Genomic DNA, 21,205 nt, shown 5'->3' on the forward strand with positions numbered 1-21,205 from the left:
TTCCCTGCTTTTCCGTAAAAAACCTAGTCCGCAGACTAGGTTCAGGTCGGTCGTTTTTCATTCAACTCATAGTGTGAATACGGTACACAGAGCGGTGTCCCGTATAGCGGATCCTCGGTCACCACGACTTTGAGACCGAATACGTCTTTCATGAACGTCTCATCGACGACATCGTTCGGACTGCCTTCGCGATACACGTTACCGCCAGCTAATGCGATGACATGATCGGCATAGCGACAGGCCAAGTGAAGGTCGTGAAGTACCATGATGATCGTCTTTCCTTCCAATCGATTCAATCGATACATCAAATCTAAAATCTCGATTTGGTGCGACATGTCCAAATATGTCGTCGGTTCATCGAGCAAAATCGTCTCCGACTCTTGGGCGAGTGCCAACGCGATCCACACTCGTTGCTTTTGTCCTCCGGAAAGGTTGCTGACGAGCGTGTCACGGAGCGATACCGTATCGGTGAAGGCGAGTGCCCGCTCGACGGCCCGTTCATCGTCTTCCGAATATCGTTTGAAGAACGTCTGGTACGGATAACGCCCGAATCGGACGAGTTGTTCGACGGTCAATCCATCAGGTGCCACGTTCACTTGTGGCATGAATGCCATGAGTCGAGCCGCCTCTTTCGCTCGATACGAATCGAGCGGTTTGTTTCGAAATGCGATCTCCCCGCCTAGTGCATCTCGCTGTCTCGCAAGCGTCGAGAGGAGCGTCGACTTCCCGCAGCCGTTCGCGCCGAGAAGGACGGTGATTTTCCCATGTGGGATGGAGAATGATAATTGATCGAGCACCGTCTTCTGTTCATATCCGATGGTTACGTGGTTCAAATCAAATGTGTTCATCTCATGCTTCCTTTCATCATCCGTCGAAGTAAGTAGAAGAAATACGGTGCTCCGATGACGGCTGTCATCACGCCGGTCCGTAGTTCATACGGATAAAAAATCGTCCGAGCGAGTACGTCCGCCAACACGACAATCGTCGCCCCGACAAGTAGCGTCGCCCAAATGTAAGGGAGCTTCAACCCTTGTCGAGCGATATGAGGTGCCATCAACCCGACAAAACCGATTGCACCGACAAAGGCGACACCAATACCGGCGAGTAAACAGGAAAGCAACAACGTCCCACGCTGAATCCCTCGTACCGGTACGCCGATGCTCGTCGCTGTCGCTTCACTGATATGAAGCGGACGAACATGACGTTCAATCAAGAAGGCTGCCAGCAAAAAGAGAAGGACGAACGGCACCATAATCTTCAATTGATTCCACGTCGCGGCGTAGACGGTACCGGTGAGCCATTGTTGGATATCGTTCTTTCGGTAAACGTTCGAGGCGAGCATCATGAACTGAACGATCCCTTGCGAGAAGATGCTGATTCCAATCCCAACAAGTGCTAGCCGGACAGGTGGGACTCCACGTTTCAACAAATAGAAGAGGAACATCCCGACAACAATCGCCCCAAGGAACGAAGCGATTGGGATATAGGCGAGCGGCACTGACAGCTGATTCGTTCGCTCATCCGAGAAAACGGTGAAGAACGTAGCCGTCGCAACCCCTGCACCTCCGACAATCCCGAAAATCTCCGGGGATGCCAGTTCGTTTTTGATTGTCAGTTGTAACAAGTGACCGCTGACGGCGAGACTTGCGCCGGCAGTGATTGCCATCAACACACGTGGCATCCGAAACTCGAAGACGACGAGCTGCTCGAATGCATCCCCTGCTCCGATGAACAGGGCAGCGAGTGAGGCGGGACTAAGGAATGTGTCACCGATGGCGAGCCCGAAATAAATCGACACGAGCAATCCGACGACGAGTAGAAGCGCCAACTCGATTTCACGCTTCCGGAGCGTGAACGAGACAGGACCTTTTCGAAAGCGATATGTTTTCATGATTTAAAGACTCCTTGTCTGACACTGACGAGATAGATGAAGAATGCCCCACCGATGACGGCGAGTACGACCCCAACGGTCACTTCGCGTGGGAACAGGATGATACGTCCCAGAATATCCGCCGCAAGCAACAGGACGCTACCGATGAGGGCACTTCCGGCGAGACGAGCGAAAAAGGCCGTCCCGAACAGATATTTCGCCAAATGGGGAGCGAGCAGACCAACAAATGCGATTGGTCCGGCAAGTGCCACCCCGAATGCGGAGAGCACGACGGCGAGCGTCACGGCGACGAACTTGATGATGCCGACATTTTGTCCGAGTGAACGAGCGACCTGGTCTCCGAGCGATAACGTCTCTAACTCTTTACTGAGCAAGAGAACGAGAATGACCGACCCCACCATCCATGGCAACAACGTCTCGACGAGCGTGAGCGATCGTCCGGCGACCGATCCGGTTAGCCAGAACAGTACCTCATCAAGCGCGCCTTCCTCATACGCGATGATCGACTGGGTGAACGAACTGAATAGAGCGGCAAGCGACGCCCCGGCAAGCGTCATATACATGACGTTCCCTCCGTTCGCACTCAGTAGATAGACAATCACACCGGCAATAAACGCTCCCATGAGCGAGGCTGTCGTGAACGAGGCGATACTACTGAACCCAAAAAGCGTTACGAGCACGATGGCCAGACTCGCTCCGGCATTCACCGCCAAAATATCAGGAGATGCGAGCGGGTTACGGGTCACGAGTTGAAAAATGAGCCCGGCGAGACCTAGGACACTACCGACGAGTAGCGCGACGATCGTCCGTGGGATGCGATTGTCGGCTAACGCAATCATCGCTTGAGATGACCCGTTCGCTTGGAACGTCATCACATCTTGATGGCTGACCGCAATCACACCGACGCGCAAGGAGATATAACTTAAGATAGGTAAACAGATGATCAAGAAAAGTAATTTGATCCAAGGTTTTTTCATGTCCTCACTTCTTTCCTTTCCTACCATAGCAAATATTGCGTTCCAGAAAAAGGGGTTGACAGTGAGAATCATTATCACTTATAGTCAGGAAGGAAAATCACCTACATAGAGGAGAATTGTAATGAAAAAATGGATGCTCGCGTTACTTACGCTTTGCTTAACCGTCGTCCTCGCTGCTTGCGGCGGGTCTGACGATACAGAGAACAATACAAGTTCAGAAACTGCGACTCGCTCGATTGAGCACGCGATGGGAACGGCGGACGTACCTGAAAACCCAGAACGCGTCGTCGTCTTGACGAACGAAGGGACAGAAGCCCTTCTCGCCCTCGGCGTCAAACCAGTCGGAGCCGTCAAATCATGGAACGGCGACCCGTGGTACCCGCACATTGAGTCCGAGATGACAGACGTCACGGAAGTCGGGACAGAAAGCGAAGTCAATCTAGAGGCCATCGCAAAATTGGAACCCGATCTCATCATCGGAACGAAACTTCGTCAAGAGAACATCTATGACAAGTTAAACGCCATCGCACCGACGGTCATGTCAGAGACGCTCAAAGGTGATTGGCAAGAGAACTTCACCCTTTATGCGAACGCACTCAACCTAGAAGAGGAAGGCAATCAAGGGTTGGCCGACTACGAACAGCACGTCGAAGATACGAAAGCAGAACTCGGGGACGCCGTGAATAAAGAACTCTCGGTCGTCCGCTTCCTTCCTGGCGAGTCACGCATCTACTTCAATGACAGCTTCTCCGGCGTCATCCTTAATGATGTCGGCATCAAACGTCCAGCGTCACAAGATAAAGCAGAATTCGCTGAACAAGTCGCGATGGAACGAATCCCAGAGATGGCGGGCGACCACATCGTCTACTTCACATATGGTGGGGCCGACGGGTCGAAGACAGCCGAAGAATGGCAATCGAACCAGTTGTGGAAAGACCTCGATGCTGTCAAAGCAGGGGAAGTGACAGAAGTCAGTGATGACATTTGGAACACGTCGGGTGGCGTCTTGTCTGCCAACCAAGTGCTCGATGAACTCGTCGACATCTTGAAATAAACAGTAGCGCATCAATTAAATTGATGCGCTTTTTCATACACTCATATGGTAAAATTTACATATCAACTCATAAGGAGCTTTTTCTATGCAACGAACACTTCGAAAGTCGGCGACGGACCGCTCAATTGCCGGTGTATGCGGCGGGATCGCTGAATACGTGAACATCTCTTCACTCGGCATTCGGCTCTTATTCGTCTTTTTGCCGGCTAACTTTCTCATCTATATCCTTCTTGCCAACTTGATGAAAGATGAACCACACTATCTCTAAAAAAAACGCAGAAGCCATGAGCTTCCGCGTTTTTTGTTAGGCATTCACTTTGTCTTTCATCGCTTCAAGCGCCCCGCTGTTCAGGAAGTGCCATGGCTTGTTGTAGTGCGGTTGGAAGAAGAAGTCGACATAGGCGAGCTCTTCGATCGTCATCTCGTTTTGGATGGCGAGCGAGAGTGTGTTGACCGCTTGCGTCAAATCCGCTTTCGATAACACTTGTCCACCGACAATACGATGTGTCCCTTTTTCATAGACGAGTTTGAATTCGACTTTCTCTGCGGTCGGCATGAACTCCGGACGATACGCGTCCTCGATGACGACACTCTCCACTTCTAGTCCAAAGAGCGCTGCCGCTTCTTCCGTCAGACCAGATGACGCGATATTCCAGTCATAGAGTCGAAGTCCCGACGTTCCTTGTGTCCCTTGGTAGCGGACGCGTGGTTGCATCATGTTCTCCGCGACGAGCGTTCCCATGCGGACAGCGTTCGTCGCCAGTGGGATATAGGCGTGTGTACGCGCCGGGTTATAGTAGACGGCACAGCTGTCCCCTGCTGCAAAGATATCTGGGTTGCTCGTACGCATATATTCATCGACGATGATGGCACCGTTCCCGAGCATATCGACCTGTCCTTCTAAGAGTCCTGTGTTCGGACGGAATCCGACACAGAGAATGACGAGATCCGCTTCGAATTCACCTTTGTCCGTCACGACGTGTGTGACGTTCCCTTCTGTTCCACGGAACGCTTCGACCGTCTGACCGAGTTCAAGATCGATCCCGCGACTGGTCATGTCTGCTTCTAGTGGATCTGTGAACGATTTATCGAGATATTTGTTTAAGATGCGGTCTGCACTATCGATAAATGTGACATGTTTTCCGTATGCTTCGAACGCCTCGACGAGTTCGACTCCGATATAACCCGCCCCGATGACGGCAATCTTCGTCGCATCTGTCGCCCGTTCGATGATGCGTTGGGCATGCGCGTAGTTTTTACAGAGCTCGATTCCATTCATTTCGATCCCCGGAAGCGTTGGGACGATCGGCCATGAACCCGTCGTGACAATCAAGCGGTCATACGTGTCATGCACGTCTTCACCGGTCTCAAGATTTTTAGCGTGGACCGTCTTCGCTTCGGAGTCGATCGACAAGACGTCATGTTTCATGCGCATCGTCGCACCGAGTTCTTCAAGTTCACGTGGTGACGAGTAGAATAACTCTTCCGCACGTTGGACGACACCACCAACGTGGAGCGCAATCCCACACGAGAGGAAGCTAACGTTATCGTTCCGCTCGTAAACGGTGATATCGAGATTGTCGTGCTTGGCGAGTAATCCTTTGACTGCTGCTGTTCCTGCGTGTGTACATCCGATAACTGCGATTTTCATATGAGTCGTCTCTCCTTTTATGTTAAACAATACGTTTCGTTTTATATTGTGATAAACATCACATTTACTTCTTGACCTTAGTGTACTATTTCACAATATAAGATTCAATGACTTTGCTCAATATTTCACGTAAAAGTGTCTAAAGTTTGAACAGAAAAAAATCCGCTCACTCTCATGACCGGACTCGCCGCTTTTTCAATAGATGATAGCTTATTACAAATAGATGCACAATCAAACCGAAGACGTTCATAGCGAGCCCGACGACCGCCCACCACAATGCTCCCCATCCGTATCCAAATGCCAGATTGCCAATCACAAGTACATAGCCACTTACAACCAGTAATGTACCGATCAGGAGTAACACGGACCGTCTTCTTTTCTGCCGCATCACGTGATAGATGGATAGCACCACTCCTAGTGTCAATCCAAGAAACAACAACACCAAAAAGGTCAAATCACTCATTCTCTTTACTCCTCCCGTTTCAAACGAAAAATAGTGAACGTCAAGTAGACAAGGAGACTTCCACCGTATAGGAGCAAACCGTATACGAACCAACCCATTCCATCAAATCCTCTTATGTATCCCACTCCGACGAGCATCATACAAAAACCAATGACCATACTCACAAACGAAATCGTGAGAACCTTATCCGTTTTTGACAGGAACAGATGTCTTCCAGTCCCAATGGATATCCCTGCAAAGATCAACATCATGATTGTCTCAAATCCGTACCATTGCCACCACATGACCCACACCTCAAATCCCTCTTTTTTCCATATTAACATGAGTGAAGGGCTCACAGGTATGTTGAAAGTAAAAAGACCACCCGCTCATGCGAATGGTCCGAGTACTCATCGAACGGTGAACGTCTTCGTTACGCTTCGACCTTTCGGTGTCACGAGACGAAGCGTGAGCTGCGTCCCTTTTCGTTGCGGTGAAAAACTGAGAATCGTCGAAGTCGTTTTTACTTCTTTCTCTGCGAGAACGGTCGTTCCACGCATCAGCGTGAGTGTACCGTAAGCCACGTTTGACGTCGCACGCAATGTCTTCGACGCACTTGAAGGAATGGTCGATGACAATGTCGGAGCCGGTCCGACCGTCACGGTCTTTTTCTGAATGTGACGATACGTCCCTTGCTGACTCGTCAACGTCACAACACTTCCAACCGGTTGTCGACTGAATCGTAGCGTCACACGGCCTGTACTGCTTGCCGTTCCACTGGCGATTGTCTTCGTACCGCTCTTTAGTGTCACCGTACTGTTCGGTAGTACATACCCGACCCATAACGACTTTTCGTCGTTGATGGATAGCGTGGACAGCGAGGTCTTCGGCAATTCCACTGTGACTTCACGGGATTTTGATCCGACAGAGGCACGGACACGAATCGTGTCACCCGGTTTCGCCGGGATGGTGTACCGTGTCGTTGATAACCGTTTTGGTGAAACGGCCACACCATTTACGTAAATACGAACCGGGGCCACACTTGTCTTTTTAATCGAGAGTGTCGCCTGTGTCTTCGTCATCATGACGTCCGTGACACTCAAAACAGGTGCGAACGCGCGAACCGTCTTCGTCAATTCGTAAGTGGCATCGCGATACGTGCGTTTGACACGAATCACATCGCCTTCGCGTAATGGCGTATCGAACGTATAAGGCATCGAACTCGTCTTTGTCACAAGGATGTCATTCCGATAAACTTCATATGCTTCATTTGTGCTAGACGTTACATCAATCGATTTATCGTACATCAATGGTGTCCGCGTCCAAGTGAAGATAGGTGCATCATACGTCGCCTTCACTTCCGCAAGACGGAACTGTGAGGCAGGTGCATCCTGTAACTTATAGTATATTTTTGTCCCAACACCAAACCACATGTGAGAAAACGATTTGATTTGGAGCATCCCATCCTCATTTACTTGCTCACTCCAGGCTTCATAACCGCGTTCGCTACGGGCAACGATGTCAACGGTAGCCTGTGGAGTGGTCTGTAATGTCACACCTGATTTTACAGAGTTCGTTACAAGCGTGATGTCGTTCGGTAAAGTATCTTCACTTTCTTTTACCGTCACCAGTTCAATTGGATCGGCATATACACTTGATGGGCTTCCGATTTTTACGGTCACACGCGATCCTGGTGCGAACCAGCGCGTCGGTTGCCAAGTGAAGCGTCCCATCTCGTCTGACTGAACCGTTTTCGACTGATAGTTGACCAATGAATCTAGTGAGTCGGTGTACTGAGAGGTGCTTTTCGTCACACTGACGAATACTGGGGTGTTCGGTGCCGTTGTTCCTGTGATGGGTCCCAAAACACCTGTTGGCGGATCGAGTGTGAGCGGAACATAGTTAGATGCTACAAAGTCTTCTGTTCGTTCTAACCCGTTCCATCTAAATTCAAAAGAATATCCGCCATTCGTGTTCATCGTCAACTTACCTTGTTCCCAAACAAAAGGTTTCTTCTCAGAATATCGATACGTTGCCGACAATTCTGTCCCACTGACAGGAATGGATGTTCCATCAATCAGTTTAGCGGTTCCGTTCACTTGATAGGATTGGTTCACTTCATATCGTGTCGTTGTTTTCGGTACATCGATCAACAGTTGTCGTGGCGCTTTCCAAAATGACTCCGGCGTATACCCTGCCGTCACATCATGGGATAGCACATACCAATCTCCTCTTAGATTAACAAACGTATCATCCACCGATGATTCTTTCCATTCTCCAGTGGCAACATTGTAACTCACGTAATACGTATCAAACACTTTCCGCATCGTGAAGTAGTAAATCCCGTCTTTCCACAGGAGATTCGTGACAGATTCCGCCTCTTTTTCAACCCAACGTTTCGTGGTCAAATCAAAAATTCGGAGATGTGAGTCGGTGGACATCTTGACCACTAATTGATTCGCTTCTTCGATATATTGGGCAGATCGTACCTTGTCCGTATATGTTCCAAGCGTTTCAAGCGTTTCTCCCGTGATGGCTCGTTTCGTGATTTCACCGTTTGCGAAGACTAGGACCGTGCCGTCAGCAAGAAGGTCGTACGATTCGTATATACTTTCCGTATTAAACGTTCCGAGAATCTCACCCGTCAATGAAGTGACAGAATACGTCGTATGTCCTTTCCAAAGAATCATTTCTAAATCCTGATTCACAGCATGAAGATAATCGAGACCACTACTCGAATCATTCGGGAATGACGTCATCGCATCGGTAATCGGATCCCAAATGATGACCTCGCCATATGCATCTAAAATGACGCGACCGTCTCCGAGTCCAACGATATTGTGTTCAACCGACACGCGGACGGGAAGTGTATACACTTTTCCTGTGCGCATATGCACAATCGTCTCTGGGTCGCCCGATCGCCATACATATTCACTGTTTGATACAACACTTCCCGTTGGCAGAACGTCCGCTTTTGCCGCTCCTTCTGCAAAGGCATCCATTTTTGGTCCAATCAACAATATGAGTACGACGAGCGTACTCCATAACCACTTGTTCATCTGCTTCCTCATTTCTGTTTATGTATACATAAGTTTTCAAAAAACATCCATTTTTGATGAATCCCTTCTAATTTTAAGATGTTTTCTCAAAAATGCATAGCCCTAATATTCAAAAAAGCACCGCGTCCTAATTTGACGCAGTGCTCACTTTTCATTCATCTGTTTCATTAAATCCATCTGTTCTTGCACCATCGCCTCTTTTTCCCGGCGTAGCACCCCTTTGTAGGTGATACGTGAAATCGATAAACTGATTTCATATAGGAAGAAGAGTGGTAACGACACCATAAGGTGCGACGTCAAATCCGGCGGTGTGATGAATGCCGCGATCACGAATAGGGCGAAGTATGCGTACTTTCGAATCTTTGATAAGAAGTACGGGGTCACGACACCGATTCGGGTCAAGAACATCATGACGACCGGTAGTTGGAACAATAGACCGAACGGAATTGTCAGCTGCAACAAGAACGTGAAGTAATTGTTGGCCCCGATGATTTGTTCGAGTCCGAGGTCTTGCCCGAGGTCCGTCGAGATATCGAGGACGAGCGGGAACAACCAGTAGTAGGCGAACGCAAGGCCAATCAAGAACAGTCCGAAGATGATCGGGATATAGGCAAGCGTGCCTTTCCGCTCATTCGGATGCAGACCGGGTGCGACAAACGCCCACACTTGATACAGTAGGAATGGGCTCGCCGCGATAAGGCCGATGATGAGCGCCAAGTTCAAGTAAATCATGAGCGGGTCCGCGACCCCAAAGGCGTTCAGTTCGAGCCCGCGTTCGACGAGGTCTTTTTGCAAGTACGCGAGTACATATTTGACACTCGGCAAAGCCATCAAAAAGAAGGCAAAGACGACAAATGCAGATAGCATCAGTCGTCTCCGCAGCTCTGTCAAGTGATCGGTAAGTTCCCGCTCTTGATCAGGTTGATGATTCATGGCTTACTGCTCTTTCTTTTCGATAGCTTTCTTGTCGTTCTCGTCGTGCTCGTTCATCATGCCGTTCGTTGCATTTTTGAACTCACGAAGCGTTTGTCCGGCCGCGCGACCAAACTCCGGCAATTTCTTCGGCCCGAAGATGATAAGCGCGATGATGGCGATGATGAATAGACTCGCCCCACCCGGAATCCCGACGACGAGTGATGATGCTAGTAATTCCATTATTGATGGACCCCCTCAGCGGTTGGATAGTGTTGCATAAAGTAAATGAGTGACTGCAGCTCAATCGACAAATCGATATGATGGACGCGAACCGTATCCGGTACAGTGAGTCGTGCCGGTGTGAAGTTCAAGATGCCCTTGATGCCGAAACGCACCAAGTCGTCTGCGACGGACTGCGCATAAGCAGAAGGTACCGTCAAAATAGCGACGTCGATCTTGTTTTGCTTCATGATTTGTTCCATCTCATCGACGTGATGAATTGGGACGCCTGACATCGTCGTGCCGACTTTTGTCTCGTCTGCGTCGAACCCGACGACGATATGTGTGTTATTGTTTTTAAGGAAGTTATAGTTGACGAATGCCGTCCCAAGGTGACCGACCCCAACCAAGGCGACATTCGTAATCTCGTCCTGATTCAGTGTCTTTCGGAAAAAGTCTAACAGATACTGCACATTATAGCCATATCCCTTTTTACCGAGCGCACCGAAGTACGAGAAATCACGGCGAATCGTAGCCGAATCGACCTTGACCGCCTCACTCAGTTCTGCTGAAGAGACACGTTGTTTCCCTGAAGCATGCAGGCTTTGAATAAATCGGTAGTATAGTGGCAACCGTTTGGCTGTCGCTTGTGGAATCTTTGGTTCGTTTTGACTCAACGGAAAGAGCCTCCTTTTTACGACACGTTACAAACGAATCTGAATTTCATACACCTTGATTGTAAACGAATTCACATGACCACTCAACGAATATACCTAAAATCGCTGAAAAATACAGTATACTAAATAGAGAGAAAGGGGTTTTTTCACTTGATCCTACTGCAAGTCAACAACTTATCCAAATCCTTCGGCGTCGAGCCGATTTTAGAAAATGTCAAACTCGAAATCCAGGAAGGCGAACGCGTCGCCCTTGTCGGTCGTAACGGGGCCGGAAAGTCGACGCTTTTGAAAGTCATCGCTGGTGAATACAACTATGACTCCGGGGACATCATGAAGCCAAAAGACGTCACGATCGGCTATCTCGCCCAAGACTCAGGGTTAGAATCCGACGAGACGATCTGGAATGAGATGCTCACCGTCTTCACGGACTTGATCGAGCAAGAGAAGACGCTCCGTCGCATGGAGGCTGACATGGGCTCAGAACGAATCCTAAATGACGCCGCTGCATATGAACGCCTCCTCTCTTCTTATGATGAAGAGCAACATACGTTCAAAGAACGTGGCGGATACCAATATGAAGCGACCATCCGCTCGGTCCTTCACGGGATGCGCTTCTATCCGGACGACTTCGAGCGTCGCATCGACACGCTCTCCGGGGGACAACGGACACGTCTCGCCTTGGCGAAGATGCTCCTTCAAAGTCCCGACCTGCTCATCTTGGACGAGCCGACGAACCATTTGGACATCGAAACACTCGCCTGGCTTGAGAAGTACTTGAACGGCTATAAAGGTGCCGTTCTCATCGTCTCCCACGACCGGTACTTCCTCGATCGCGTCGTCTCGGTCGTCTATGAATTGTCACGTCACCGGAGTCGCCGCTTCGTCGGGAACTATACGAAGTATCTCGAGCAGAAGGCCGCCCTCTACGAGCAAGAGAAGAAGCAGTTTGAGTCGCAGCAAGAAGAAATTGCCAAGATGCAAGACTTCATCCAGCGAAACATCGCCCGGGCGACGACGACGAAACGAGCGCAAAGCGTGCGGAAGCGTCTTGAGAAAGTCGATCGCCTCGATGCGCCGGATGGTGACGAACGTAGCGCCGTTCTCTCGTTCTCCATCAAACGTCAGAGCGGGAACGATGTGCTGAGCGCGAGTGACCTCGCCATCGGGTACGAGGAAGCGATCGCTCAGAATCTCCGCTTCCAACTGCAACGCGGTGAGTCCGTCGCGCTCGTCGGTCCGAACGGGGTCGGGAAGTCGACCCTCCTCAAAGTGTTGACGAAACAACAAGCCGCCCTCACCGGTGAGATCCGTTACGGGACGGGCGTCGAAATCGGCTACTACGACCAGGAGCAACAAAACTTGTCTGACGCGAACCGTGTCATCGACGAGATTTGGAACGACTGGCCGCTCATGCGCGAGCAAGAAGTCCGGAGTCTTCTCGGACAGTTCCTCTTCAGCGGCGATGACGTCATGAAGCGTGTCCATGAACTATCCGGTGGCGAACGGGCACGACTCACCTTGGCCAAGCTGAAGCTGGAGCAACCGAACCTCCTCATTTTGGACGAGCCGACGAACCACTTGGACCTCGACTCGAAGATGATTTTGGAGAATGCCCTCCTCGACTATCCGGGCACGATTCTCTTCGTCTCGCATGACCGCTACTTCATCGATCGACTCGCGACGCGTGTGCTAGAGATCACACCGAACGGCATCAACGAGTATCTTGGGGACTATTCGTACTACGTCGAGAAGAAAGAAGAACTCGAAGAACTGGCGCGACTCGCCCGTGAAGAGACGAAGCAGGTCGTCGTGAAAAAACAGCGCGCTGACAAAGAGCAGCAACGGGAAGAGCGCCGCATCAAACAGCGCATCGAAGAGATTGAGCAAGCGATTGAGCAACATGAGAATCGTCTTGATGAGATCGAGCAGTTGCTTTGTGAGCCGGACGTCTTCAACGACTTCGCCCGTGCACAGGAGTTGTCGACCGAATCGGACGCGGCGAAAGAATCGATTACCGCACTTTATGCGGAATGGGAGGAACTCCATACATGATGCGTACCCGTGCCATGCGAATCGAGTTCATTCAAGCGTTCCTCACAGGACTGGCCTATATCGTGCCGACCGGGACCGAGTTCGTGTCTGAACTCATCCGTGGGGAGCCGACGATTGTCCCGTCTATTCTCTTTTACTTTTTACCGGTCGTCATCGGCTTCATCATTCAGACGTGGCCAGGGATACTACTCAGTCTCTTCAGTGGTCTGCTCATGAGCACGCTCTTCATCCGTGTCGTCGTCTGGCCGGTCGATGTGACCGTTCACACGTTCTATGCGCCTGGATCGGTGTGGGCCCACTTCTATGAAGAGACGCTCTTCATGTGGATTCTCGCTCTTCTCGTGTTCATCGTGAGCCGCGTCAATACGTGGCATCGGGAGAATTATCGACAACCAAAAGCATAACAAAACCACGTCTTCTGTTTGAAGGCGTGGTTTTGTTTGTACAATCAACGTTAGCACTGACATTGATAATCGCTCAAGATTGAATTTGACCCGGATACGGACGAAAAAAAAGGAAACATGTCTTGCGTTCGCCCATACATTCCTTCAACAACTTGAAGCACTCAAAAAGGTTCAGCCGCGTGGCTGAACCTTTTTGTTAGAAATAACGCAGTGGTTGGAATCCGATTGTATGGAAGTCGAGTTTCGTTCCGTCTTCAGCGATAAAGAAGACAGCCTCGTTCGTGTCGACGTCACGTGTGAACACTTTATAGAACGTCATCGGCTTTTCGCCATTCGTCACATAGCGTGCTTCATGCGTCGAGATGACTTGTGCGAACAGTTGCTGTCCGTCGAGTTCCTCGATCAAATCATCAAACTTCGCCGCTTCTTCTTCCGTTGCCTCGCGACCTCGCTCGATTTCATAGTAAGCATCGCTTGCTTTTGGCTGAACGCCGAGATTACGATCGACGACGATCACACGCTCCGGCTCTTGGTCGACGACACTTGTGTAGCCATATAGTGACTTGATGAGCGTATTCTCTCCGGTCACGCGACCGATGCCTTCTAATGACTCTTCTCCAGTGAGTGACTTCACTCGTGTCTCTTCTGGAACAATCTCCTCTTGATATGCGATATTGTAAGCGCGGATGATCTCACGTACTTGTAAGAACGTCGCAACGACGAGTAGTACGATGAGTCCTCCGATGATGATGCGTTTCGTCATGTCTCTATTTCCCCCTAGACTGTCATGCTCTCTTCTAAGGATAACCCAGGAACCGCGTTCATCGCTAGTGTATCGCGCTTTCCGCGCACATACGCGTGATGTGCTGCCACCCCAATCATGCCCGCGTTGTCCCCACAGAGGTCAAGCGGTGGAATGACGAGTTGAATCCCTTCAGCTGTAGCCGCTTCTTGAAGCGCTGCGCGGAGGCCACGGTTCGCCGCGACACCACCCGCGACAAGCAATTGCTTCGCCCCTTTTTCTTTCACGGCACGAATCGCTTTCTCGACGAGCACTTCGACTACACTCGCCTGGAAGCTCGCCGCCAAGTTTTCAGGGATGACCGTCTCTCCCCGTTGTTCCGCATTGTGTACGGCGTTGATGACCGATGACTTCAAACCACTGAAACTGAAATCGAAACTACCCGGTTCGAGACGAACGCGTGGGAAGTTGTACGTGTCTTCCCCGACCGCTGCCAGGCGGTCAATCGCAGGACCTCCCGGATATGGGAGACTGAGCGTGCGCGCAACCTTATCGTACGCCTCACCTGCCGCGTCGTCACGTGTCTCCCCGATGACTTCGAAGACACCATGTTCTGGCATATAGACGAGTTCTGTATGTCCCCCTGAAACGACGAGACAGACAAGCGGGAACTGCATCTCTTCAACGAGTTCGTTCGCGTAAATATGTCCAGCGATATGGTGGACACCGATGAGCGGTTTTTGATGGGCGAATGCCAACGCCTTGGCCGCACTGATCCCAACGAGAAGGGCACCGACGAGACCCGGTCCTTGTGTGACCGCGACTGCATCGACGTCTTCCATCATCACGCCGGCTTCACTCAATGCATCGTCAATCACGTACGTGATTCGTTCCACATGATGACGAGACGCCACTTCAGGGACGACGCCACCAAATCGTTTATGACTCTCGATTTGAGAAGAGACGACGTTCGACAATAACGTCTTTCCGTCTTTGACGAGTGCAACAGACGTCTCGTCACAGCTCGACTCAATCGAAAGAATCAGTGATGTGTTCATTCTGACTCACTTCCTAACTTCGCCCAATAAATATAGGCGTCTTCATTATTATCCTGATAGTAGCGTCTTCTCCGACCGGCTTGCGTAAAACCGAACTGTTCATACAGTTTTTGCGCGCCTACGTTCGACACGCGGACTTCTAACGTCAATCCGACGAGTCCTTTTGACTTGGCGAACGCGACAAGTTCCGCTAACAATTGATTACCGATGCCCTGTCCACGAAACTCAGGTAAGACGGCAATGTTCGTGATATGTCCTTCATCGACGATTTGCCATACTCCGACAAAACCGACGACCCGTTTGTCATGGACCGCGACAAAGTAAATGGCCTGTTCATTTCGAAGCATCTCATTCATGAACGCCTCTTTTGTCCACGGAATGGCAAACGATGCTTCTTCGACTTGCGTCACTTCTTCGACATCGAGCCACGTCATTCGACGAATTTTCACGTCAGCCATTGTTTTGACCCTCTAACCATTTCGCTTCCGCTTCAGCGAGTCGCAAATACTCTGGCTCAAACGCATGGACATCGCTCGTCTCATCGCTAAAGACGACCAAATCACTCGCACGTCCGTAACGATGGGCAGCCGGTGCTTCGACATACTCATATTCACTTAACACGTCACGGAACGGTTCCACGTCTCCGACGACAAGGAAGCGCCCTTGACTATTCAGTCGCAACCAATCCGCGACCGAGGCGTGCTGATCATGCGTTAGTGCTTTGTTGTGTTGATAATATCCGATATACGCGTTGCCACGGCGAGCGTCAATCAATGAGACGACCGGCAAATCGGTATTCGGGGCCGCTGCCATGAGCTGCAGGGCAGATACACCGATGAGTGGAAGATTGAGCGTATAAGCGAGTGTCTTCGCTGTCGTCACTCCAATCCGAATTCCCGTGTACGACCCAGGTCCGGTCGTGACTATGATGCGTTCGAGCATATTCGGTGTCCACTTGACCGCTGCCATGAGCTGTTCAATCATCGGCATGAGTGTGACCGCATGGTTTTTTGAGACCATGACGGTCGCTTCGGCTTGAATCTCTCCAGCCTCACTTAACGCGACTGACAAACGTGTCGTCGCCGTATCAATCATCAATTGCTTCATGCGAGCACCTCCTTGGCGATTTGAACGTAACGCTCACCCGTCGGAGCAAGTGTCAGTTTACGTTCTTCGTCGCCGACCCGTTCAATCGTGATGGCCAAGCGTTCTTCCGGGAGCGAGGACTCGATCAAGTTCGACCACTCGACGATGGCGACACCATCACCATTGATATATTCCTCAAGACCGATGTCATCCCCCGTATCTTCGAGACGATAGACATCCATATGATAGAGCGGCAATCGCCCTTTATATTGTTTCATAATGGTGAAGGTCGGACTGTTGACGTTCCGCGTGACACCGAGTCCTTTTGCGAACCCTTGTGTGAACGTCGTCTTGCCGGCACCGAGGTCACCGTTTAACGTGATGACCGTCCCTGCTTCGACGAGTGTGGCCAAACGTTCTGCCACCGCTTGCGTCTCCGCCGCAGAATGCGTAATCAATGTATACATGAATGGTTCTCCTTTTTCACTTCTCATACGTACTCATTGTACACTTCATTTTAAGCAAAAAAAAACACGAAACGCCATCGTTTCGCTATCTCATTTAAAAATTGGTTGCGGGGGCTGGATTTGAACCAACGACCTTCGGGTTATGAGCCCGACGAGCTACCAGACTGCTCCACCCCGCGACGACATATGAAATTAAATAAAAATTGGTTGCGGGGGCCGGATTTGAACCGACGACCTTCGGGTTATGAGCCCGACGAGCTACCAGACTGCTCCACCCCGCGATGGTTTGAATTGTTTCGACATCCTCTATAATAAGCGAGACAGTTATAAAAAGCAACCATTTTCTTAATGTTTTTTCAAAAATGGAATCGGGAACAAATATAACAGCATAGACTATCAGAGAAAAGGGGCGCGACCGCCATGTCCAAATGGGGAAATCGATTCAAGAAATGGTTCTTTTCGGAGATCGAAGCCGAGATCACGTTTGACCCGGCAGCACTCATTCCGAAGCAGACCGTGACGGGTACGTTGCACGTCTCCAACCCGACAACGAATGTCGTTCGATTACAGGAACTCACCCTGACCTTCTTGACGACGTTCAAAGACATCACCATGGAAGGAAACGAGTTCAATCGAGAAGCTGATATTCAAGAAGTCCCAATTCCACTATCGCTTGTACTAGAACCCGGAGCGAAGGAAGATGTTCCGTTTTCATTCGAGTTGACGATGTACGCCCCTTCCTCTGCCGGCGCCCCGTATAGTATAGAGGCTACATTATGGGACAAGGACATCAAACGAGTTTGGTTTGATGTGCTCGAACACATCGAAATCGAACCGATGCCTGAACTGAAACGATTACTCGATGCGACCGCTCACGCTGGACTTGAGCCGATGTTCGTCCGAAACGTGATCGACCCGCTCGGGGAAGAACGTCCGTATCCATTCGTTGAAAAGTATGGATTCAAGCCGGTCGGAGAATGGGCCGATGAGTTCGAGGTCGTCAAATCGTTTTGGCGCTTGCATGAAGACGGGATCGACCTCTACTACTGGCTCGACAACATCGAGAAACAGCGAACGCTCGAATCGATGGCGACCGACGTCGAACTGCGTCATCGTTCTCTCACGTGGGAACAACTCGAGCGCGAACAAGAACAGCTCGGTCTCGGAATTCAAGATACGCTACGCAGTCACCGCTCCTCGTGAGCGGTGAGTATTTTTTAAGATGATGTGTAGCATTTGTTAATCGATCAAAAAGCTCCGAATAAGATATTTTTTATTCTCTTATTCGAGGCACTTTACTCTGTCTTTAGCTAGTTTTTTCTTTTCTAGTCATAATATAGTGATGCAAAATCGAAGTAATCACACCTAAGACTGATCCTATAACAATTGATACTAGTAAAATCGAAAAAATTTCTTGAAAGGTAACGGGTAGTAATAGTTGCGTTGCCATCAATAAAAAGACGAGGGTTACACCCGCTATAATCCACAGTAACGGTTTTTCCAAAGTAAGGTACTCCCTTCTTTAATAATTTTACCGTGCTCATTTCTTCTAATCTGAAGTATAAAGTACATATCTTGGAATCGATAACTCGGAGAGAATCGCCTGAATCCATTCGTTGAAGAGTTTTGATTCAAATCGATTGAAAAGTGTGCCGACGAGTTCGAGAGCGTCAAATCATTTTGGCGTTGAAGATACGCTACTCAGTCACCGCTCCTCGTGAGCGGTTTTTTCAATTTGAATTTCATCCTTACTCGTATTGACGATGGTTTGAAAGTGGTGGCGATACGGATGCATGAACAATTCATATTGCAGACGTCGCTCTACATGTGAAGCGTGTAAGTAGTCCAGGTCCATACCCCGTTCCTGAATATCACGATGCGAACGTCGCTTGAACTCAGTCTCCCCGTCCGTGTAGAGATAAATCGATTGATCAAAAGATGAAAGATCCAGGAATGCGACACTCATCCCTTCAATAATCGTGATCGGCTTCTCCGGATCAATCCATGTCCGCTCTAAATAGGGGACGTCGATTGTGTAAAAGCCGATTCCCTCTCGAATCATACGGACATCTCGCTCGAGTGACAGCAGATGATGTGCGGCCGGGTGACACGCCGTCATCTTATACTGATGGGTCGTTCCATCGTGTTGATACGTGAGGATCGTTTGTTTCCGCAACTGTGAATCTGTAATATACGGGTCTGTGTGAAGCAGGTTTATATCATCGAGTCGTTCCCGTAATTTTTCTGCCAACGTCGATTTTCCCGCTGCCCCGTGTCCGGAGATAGCAATCAGCGTTCGTTGATCCGGTCTCACGCTTTGTACGATATCCTCAATCAGTTGTTCCATGATTCTCCCCCTTTTGGTAATTTTGTTGTTTCAGAAAAACAAATACACGTCATTCATCCTCTATCCGTTTTCGAAGCCTGATTGCTGAAACAGTAAACATCACAAAGGCACTCAACGAAATCGAACTGACAATGATCAGAGTGGTCGATATGGGAGAACTAAAGAAAAATGGAATCGATAAAATCAATAGCGCTCCCGTGACTGCCATCCCTCTAATAAGAAATACCATCGTTTTACTCATTTTCTCTTCGCTCTCCTTGAACTAAGCAACAAAATCCTTACTACTAGAAATCTAATGACAGACAGCTCATCGTGTCAGGATGAGCTGTCTTCTTTTTTCTTCAGTCTCGTCAAGCTTCTGTTCTAACGTTTCCACTTGTCTCGTCATACGAGCAATCAGCTGACTGATTTCCTTATCCAGTCCGTTCACTTGATCTAAGGAATCATTGATTCGTCCATGCATCGTCCATTCTGAAAAAATATCATCCAAAAAGTAATCTGCGAACTGAATAAGTGAACCTCGATTGACATGCAACTCCTGAACAATGCCTTGCACGTCCGCTAATTCACGGGAGAAACGCTCTAACGCAGATTGTAATTCGTGCATCGTCTGTTCGGAAGCATCTAGTGCCTCATGTTTCATTGCTGTGGCAATCAAGCCACCCCCGAAGAACGTGTCATACGTCGACCACCCTTTCGCACTATCTAGATGTTTGAGTGTTTTTGCAATCGTTGATCGCGCCGCCTTACCGGCAACGATGGCTTCCCGATACTCGATAAGAAGTTCATTCGTTTCGGCTTGTTGATTCGTGAGATGGTGTAGGTCTCGGCGAATAGCTGGATCTTTCGCAAGATGGGATTCTTTTGTTTCTAAGAAGGTCTCCCACTCAGCGTCGATTCCCTCATAAACCTCGAGCTGTTCTTGTAATTCTCGATGTTCGAGCGTCAATTCGTCAATCATCGCCTCGTGTTCTCGTAATTTCAGTTCAGCGCGAGCAGCCTCTTCCATTTCGATTGTCCGTTGTTCATCAAACGTGCCTCGTAACTTTCGCCATGTGTTGACGAGCGAGAATTCTTCAAGGTCATACACATCACGTTGTTCTTTCGTGAATGTGTTGAGTAGTGTCTTCCGCACCGTCTCATGCTCGTTCAACTGTTTGTTTAGTATCTCTTGCTTACGCACAAGTCGATCACGCTCGGCGATACGTTGTTGTAAATCTAATTGGGTCTGCTGAAAATTTCCCATTATGTTTCCCCTCTCTTTGTACTGATTAAAGTGTGTCGATTGGAACGCCATTAATCGTCATGCCTTCGATTCGTCATTTGTTAGGTCATGCTGTCTCTATACAATGCTATACGTGCTTTACTCATTAAATGTTTCATCCAATAAAAAAAGCACTCGTTTTGAGTGCCAAATCAAATTCGATATTTTAATACGGTGATGGTCACTCCTTGAACGATAAACGTCAAACCAATCAGAAGTGAAACTATATCACGATACACATCAAACGACAAGACATGTAACCACCGATGATACCATTCGATAAGTAACCATCCGATGGGGAAAATCGGAGCGGCTATCATGTAAGAAGTAGTTGCAATTTCTTTTCCACGTTCGTCCTTGCCTTCCTTTCCAAACAAAAACCTCAATGTAATGATAAGCATGACAAGAAAAATTGGAAAGATAAGAATGTTGATCCATAACATCATAAAGGTTGCTCCTTCTTTTCGTATTGAAATACGTCATGCACTGTTGTATCAAATAAAATGGCAATCTCAAATGCCAATTTTAGCGAGGGACTGTATCGATTATGTTCAAGCGACACAATCGTTTGTCGACTTACCCCTAAAAAATCTGCGACTTGTTGCTGTGACCATTTCCGCTCTGCTCGCAATACACTTAATCGGTTATGAAGTTGTCCGCTCGTTTTTTTGACCATTTTTAAATGCCTTCTTTCTTAAAAAGCGTTCTCTCTCATTTGAATGTAATATTTTTTTGTCATTTAGTCAAATAAATATTACACTTAAACATACAAAAAAACGACCGAGCGTATGCTCGGTCGTCCTCTGCGTTGTTGCCTGGCAACGTCCTATCCTCACAGGGGGAGATCCCCCAACTACTTTCGGCGCTGAGACGCTTAACTTCCGTGTTCGGCATGGGAAC

Annotated in this window: 24 protein-coding genes, 2 tRNA genes and 1 rRNA gene; 5 read left to right on the forward strand and 22 right to left on the reverse strand. The window is 49.1% G+C overall.

Annotated elements, in window-relative coordinates; all coding sequences use genetic code 11:
- Positions 1-41: 41 nt before the first annotated feature.
- Genes KNO70_RS14445 through KNO70_RS14455 form a run of 3 tightly spaced genes read right to left on the reverse strand, consistent with a single transcriptional unit; the run spans position 42 to position 2,868 of the window.
- Complete coding sequence (locus KNO70_RS14445) at positions 42-848, reverse strand: ABC transporter ATP-binding protein (RefSeq protein ID WP_074034811.1); 807 nt, start codon at positions 846-848, stop codon at positions 42-44.
- The gene (locus KNO70_RS14450) at positions 845-1,891 is read right to left on the reverse strand and encodes a FecCD family ABC transporter permease (RefSeq protein ID WP_074034812.1); all 1,047 of its coding nucleotides are present in this window, start codon (positions 1,889-1,891) and stop codon (positions 845-847) included. The genes KNO70_RS14445 and KNO70_RS14450 overlap by 4 nt, the downstream gene beginning before the upstream one ends.
- Positions 1,888-2,868, reverse strand: coding sequence for a FecCD family ABC transporter permease (locus tag KNO70_RS14455; protein WP_214732113.1), 981 nt, complete (start codon positions 2,866-2,868; stop codon positions 1,888-1,890). Before KNO70_RS14455 ends, KNO70_RS14450 begins: the two co-directional genes overlap by 4 nt.
- Before the next feature lie 121 nt (positions 2,869-2,989).
- Between KNO70_RS14455 and KNO70_RS14460 the strand changes: the two genes are divergently transcribed.
- Both KNO70_RS14460 and KNO70_RS14465 read left to right on the forward strand, forming a co-directional pair.
- Complete coding sequence (locus KNO70_RS14460; RefSeq protein WP_078146173.1) at positions 2,990-3,922, forward strand: ABC transporter substrate-binding protein; 933 nt, start codon at positions 2,990-2,992, stop codon at positions 3,920-3,922.
- 85 nt (positions 3,923-4,007) lie between these two features.
- On the forward strand, positions 4,008-4,190 hold the full coding sequence (locus tag KNO70_RS14465; protein WP_026824450.1) for a PspC domain-containing protein: 183 nt from the start codon (positions 4,008-4,010) through the stop codon (positions 4,188-4,190).
- 36 nt (positions 4,191-4,226) lie between these two features.
- Here the strand turns inward: KNO70_RS14465 and KNO70_RS14470 are convergent, their stop codons facing one another.
- From KNO70_RS14470 to KNO70_RS14500, 7 genes are all read right to left on the reverse strand, one after another.
- Complete coding sequence (locus tag KNO70_RS14470; protein WP_078146172.1) at positions 4,227-5,573, reverse strand: FAD-dependent oxidoreductase; 1,347 nt, start codon at positions 5,571-5,573, stop codon at positions 4,227-4,229.
- Between the two features lie 172 nt (positions 5,574-5,745).
- Complete coding sequence (locus KNO70_RS14475) at positions 5,746-6,036, reverse strand: hypothetical protein (protein ID WP_214758584.1); 291 nt, start codon at positions 6,034-6,036, stop codon at positions 5,746-5,748.
- A gap of 5 nt (positions 6,037-6,041) precedes the next feature.
- The gene (locus KNO70_RS14480; RefSeq protein ID WP_143404743.1) at positions 6,042-6,320 is read right to left on the reverse strand and encodes a hypothetical protein; all 279 of its coding nucleotides are present in this window, start codon (positions 6,318-6,320) and stop codon (positions 6,042-6,044) included.
- A gap of 105 nt (positions 6,321-6,425) precedes the next feature.
- A complete protein-coding gene (locus tag KNO70_RS14485) occupies positions 6,426-9,074 on the reverse strand; it encodes a hypothetical protein (protein WP_214758582.1) in 2,649 nt (882 codons plus the stop codon).
- Positions 9,075-9,218: 144 nt separating this feature from the next.
- On the reverse strand, positions 9,219-10,007 hold the full coding sequence (gene tatC / locus KNO70_RS14490; RefSeq protein WP_031424497.1) for a twin-arginine translocase subunit TatC: 789 nt from the start codon (positions 10,005-10,007) through the stop codon (positions 9,219-9,221).
- A gap of 3 nt (positions 10,008-10,010) precedes the next feature.
- The gene (gene tatA, locus KNO70_RS14495; RefSeq protein ID WP_034770678.1) at positions 10,011-10,229 is read right to left on the reverse strand and encodes a twin-arginine translocase TatA/TatE family subunit; all 219 of its coding nucleotides are present in this window, start codon (positions 10,227-10,229) and stop codon (positions 10,011-10,013) included.
- Positions 10,229-10,885, reverse strand: coding sequence for a redox-sensing transcriptional repressor Rex (locus KNO70_RS14500; RefSeq protein ID WP_015880579.1), 657 nt, complete (start codon positions 10,883-10,885; stop codon positions 10,229-10,231). Before KNO70_RS14500 ends, tatA begins: the two co-directional genes overlap by 1 nt.
- Positions 10,886-11,035: 150 nt before the next feature.
- Between KNO70_RS14500 and KNO70_RS14505 the strand changes: the two genes are divergently transcribed.
- Both KNO70_RS14505 and KNO70_RS14510 read left to right on the forward strand, forming a co-directional pair.
- Positions 11,036-12,937, forward strand: a complete 1,902-nt coding sequence (locus tag KNO70_RS14505; RefSeq protein ID WP_214758580.1) for an ABC-F family ATP-binding cassette domain-containing protein — start codon at positions 11,036-11,038, stop codon at positions 12,935-12,937.
- On the forward strand, positions 12,934-13,341 hold the full coding sequence (locus tag KNO70_RS14510) for a hypothetical protein (protein WP_214758578.1): 408 nt from the start codon (positions 12,934-12,936) through the stop codon (positions 13,339-13,341). The genes KNO70_RS14505 and KNO70_RS14510 overlap by 4 nt, the downstream gene beginning before the upstream one ends.
- A 196-nt stretch (positions 13,342-13,537) precedes the next feature.
- On the opposite strand, the gene KNO70_RS14515 is transcribed toward KNO70_RS14510, so the two are convergent.
- The 7 genes from KNO70_RS14515 to KNO70_RS14545 all read right to left on the reverse strand — a co-directional run bounded on the left by KNO70_RS14515 (position 13,538) and on the right by KNO70_RS14545 (position 16,975).
- Positions 13,538-14,104, reverse strand: coding sequence for a hypothetical protein (locus tag KNO70_RS14515; RefSeq protein WP_214758576.1), 567 nt, complete (start codon positions 14,102-14,104; stop codon positions 13,538-13,540).
- A gap of 14 nt (positions 14,105-14,118) precedes the next feature.
- Positions 14,119-15,141: a tRNA (adenosine(37)-N6)-threonylcarbamoyltransferase complex transferase subunit TsaD gene (gene tsaD, locus KNO70_RS14520; RefSeq protein WP_214758574.1), complete on the reverse strand. Its 1,023-nt coding sequence runs from the start codon at positions 15,139-15,141 to the stop codon at positions 14,119-14,121.
- Positions 15,138-15,599 carry a ribosomal protein S18-alanine N-acetyltransferase gene (gene rimI / locus KNO70_RS14525; protein WP_214812792.1) on the reverse strand — a complete coding sequence of 154 codons (462 nt, stop codon included), beginning with the start codon at positions 15,597-15,599 and terminating at the stop codon, positions 15,138-15,140. The genes tsaD and rimI overlap by 4 nt, the downstream gene beginning before the upstream one ends.
- Positions 15,592-16,248 carry a tRNA (adenosine(37)-N6)-threonylcarbamoyltransferase complex dimerization subunit type 1 TsaB gene (tsaB, locus tag KNO70_RS14530; protein ID WP_214812793.1) on the reverse strand — a complete coding sequence of 219 codons (657 nt, stop codon included), beginning with the start codon at positions 16,246-16,248 and terminating at the stop codon, positions 15,592-15,594. Before tsaB ends, rimI begins: the two co-directional genes overlap by 8 nt.
- A complete protein-coding gene (gene tsaE / locus KNO70_RS14535) occupies positions 16,245-16,694 on the reverse strand; it encodes a tRNA (adenosine(37)-N6)-threonylcarbamoyltransferase complex ATPase subunit type 1 TsaE (RefSeq protein WP_015880566.1) in 450 nt (149 codons plus the stop codon). The genes tsaB and tsaE overlap by 4 nt, the downstream gene beginning before the upstream one ends.
- Before the next feature lie 102 nt (positions 16,695-16,796).
- A tRNA-Met gene (locus KNO70_RS14540) sits at positions 16,797-16,873 on the reverse strand.
- A gap of 25 nt (positions 16,874-16,898) precedes the next feature.
- Positions 16,899-16,975, reverse strand: a tRNA-Met gene (locus KNO70_RS14545).
- 139 nt (positions 16,976-17,114) lie between these two features.
- Here KNO70_RS14545 and KNO70_RS14550 point away from each other — a divergent pair.
- Positions 17,115-17,897, forward strand: a complete 783-nt coding sequence (locus tag KNO70_RS14550; RefSeq protein ID WP_214775964.1) for a sporulation protein — start codon at positions 17,115-17,117, stop codon at positions 17,895-17,897.
- Positions 17,898-18,399: 502 nt separating this feature from the next.
- On the opposite strand, the gene KNO70_RS14555 is transcribed toward KNO70_RS14550, so the two are convergent.
- The 5 genes from KNO70_RS14555 to rrf all read right to left on the reverse strand — a co-directional run.
- On the reverse strand, positions 18,400-19,041 hold the full coding sequence (locus tag KNO70_RS14555) for a uridine kinase family protein (protein WP_214685630.1): 642 nt from the start codon (positions 19,039-19,041) through the stop codon (positions 18,400-18,402).
- Positions 19,042-19,348: 307 nt separating this feature from the next.
- Positions 19,349-20,287: a coiled-coil domain-containing protein gene (locus KNO70_RS14560; RefSeq protein WP_214812794.1), complete on the reverse strand. Its 939-nt coding sequence runs from the start codon at positions 20,285-20,287 to the stop codon at positions 19,349-19,351.
- Positions 20,288-20,457: 170 nt separating this feature from the next.
- A complete protein-coding gene (locus tag KNO70_RS14565) occupies positions 20,458-20,751 on the reverse strand; it encodes a hypothetical protein (RefSeq protein ID WP_251030140.1) in 294 nt (97 codons plus the stop codon).
- Positions 20,748-20,981, reverse strand: a complete 234-nt coding sequence (locus KNO70_RS14570; protein ID WP_214812795.1) for a helix-turn-helix transcriptional regulator — start codon at positions 20,979-20,981, stop codon at positions 20,748-20,750. The genes KNO70_RS14565 and KNO70_RS14570 overlap by 4 nt, the downstream gene beginning before the upstream one ends.
- A gap of 137 nt (positions 20,982-21,118) precedes the next feature.
- Positions 21,119-21,205 (reverse strand): 5S ribosomal RNA (gene rrf, locus KNO70_RS14575); the annotation flags it as partial.

The organism is Exiguobacterium sp. s181 (assembly GCF_018617125.1).
GTDB lineage: Bacteria > Bacillota > Bacilli > Exiguobacteriales > Exiguobacteriaceae > Exiguobacterium > Exiguobacterium profundum.

Excerpts from the sequence above, each read along its gene's own strand:
- KNO70_RS14445 (WP_074034811.1), bottom strand. The coding sequence starts at position 848 with ATGAACACATTTGATTTGAACCACGTAACCATCGGATATGAACAGAAG.
- KNO70_RS14450 (WP_074034812.1), bottom strand. The coding sequence starts at position 1,891 with ATGAAAACATATCGCTTTCGAAAAGGTCCTGTCTCGTTCACGCTCCGG.
- KNO70_RS14455 (WP_214732113.1), bottom strand. The coding sequence starts at position 2,868 with ATGAAAAAACCTTGGATCAAATTACTTTTCTTGATCATCTGTTTACCT.
- KNO70_RS14460 (WP_078146173.1), top strand. The coding sequence starts at position 2,990 with ATGAAAAAATGGATGCTCGCGTTACTTACGCTTTGCTTAACCGTCGTC.
- KNO70_RS14465 (WP_026824450.1), top strand. The coding sequence starts at position 4,008 with ATGCAACGAACACTTCGAAAGTCGGCGACGGACCGCTCAATTGCCGGT.
- KNO70_RS14470 (WP_078146172.1), bottom strand. The coding sequence starts at position 5,573 with ATGAAAATCGCAGTTATCGGATGTACACACGCAGGAACAGCAGCAGTC.
- KNO70_RS14475 (WP_214758584.1), bottom strand. The coding sequence starts at position 6,036 with ATGAGTGATTTGACCTTTTTGGTGTTGTTGTTTCTTGGATTGACACTA.
- KNO70_RS14480 (WP_143404743.1), bottom strand. The coding sequence starts at position 6,320 with ATGTGGTGGCAATGGTACGGATTTGAGACAATCATGATGTTGATCTTT.
- KNO70_RS14485 (WP_214758582.1), bottom strand. The coding sequence starts at position 9,074 with ATGAACAAGTGGTTATGGAGTACGCTCGTCGTACTCATATTGTTGATT.
- tatC (WP_031424497.1), bottom strand. The coding sequence starts at position 10,007 with ATGAATCATCAACCTGATCAAGAGCGGGAACTTACCGATCACTTGACA.
- tatA (WP_034770678.1), bottom strand. The coding sequence starts at position 10,229 with ATGGAATTACTAGCATCATCACTCGTCGTCGGGATTCCGGGTGGGGCG.
- KNO70_RS14510 (WP_214758578.1), top strand. The coding sequence starts at position 12,934 with ATGATGCGTACCCGTGCCATGCGAATCGAGTTCATTCAAGCGTTCCTC.
- KNO70_RS14515 (WP_214758576.1), bottom strand. The coding sequence starts at position 14,104 with ATGACGAAACGCATCATCATCGGAGGACTCATCGTACTACTCGTCGTT.
- tsaD (WP_214758574.1), bottom strand. The coding sequence starts at position 15,141 with ATGAACACATCACTGATTCTTTCGATTGAGTCGAGCTGTGACGAGACG.
- rimI (WP_214812792.1), bottom strand. The coding sequence starts at position 15,599 with ATGGCTGACGTGAAAATTCGTCGAATGACGTGGCTCGATGTCGAAGAA.
- tsaB (WP_214812793.1), bottom strand. The coding sequence starts at position 16,248 with ATGAAGCAATTGATGATTGATACGGCGACGACACGTTTGTCAGTCGCG.
- tsaE (WP_015880566.1), bottom strand. The coding sequence starts at position 16,694 with ATGTATACATTGATTACGCATTCTGCGGCGGAGACGCAAGCGGTGGCA.
- KNO70_RS14550 (WP_214775964.1), top strand. The coding sequence starts at position 17,115 with ATGTCCAAATGGGGAAATCGATTCAAGAAATGGTTCTTTTCGGAGATC.
- KNO70_RS14555 (WP_214685630.1), bottom strand. The coding sequence starts at position 19,041 with ATGGAACAACTGATTGAGGATATCGTACAAAGCGTGAGACCGGATCAA.
- KNO70_RS14560 (WP_214812794.1), bottom strand. The coding sequence starts at position 20,287 with ATGGGAAATTTTCAGCAGACCCAATTAGATTTACAACAACGTATCGCC.
- KNO70_RS14565 (WP_251030140.1), bottom strand. The coding sequence starts at position 20,751 with ATGATGTTATGGATCAACATTCTTATCTTTCCAATTTTTCTTGTCATG.
- KNO70_RS14570 (WP_214812795.1), bottom strand. The coding sequence starts at position 20,981 with ATGGTCAAAAAAACGAGCGGACAACTTCATAACCGATTAAGTGTATTG.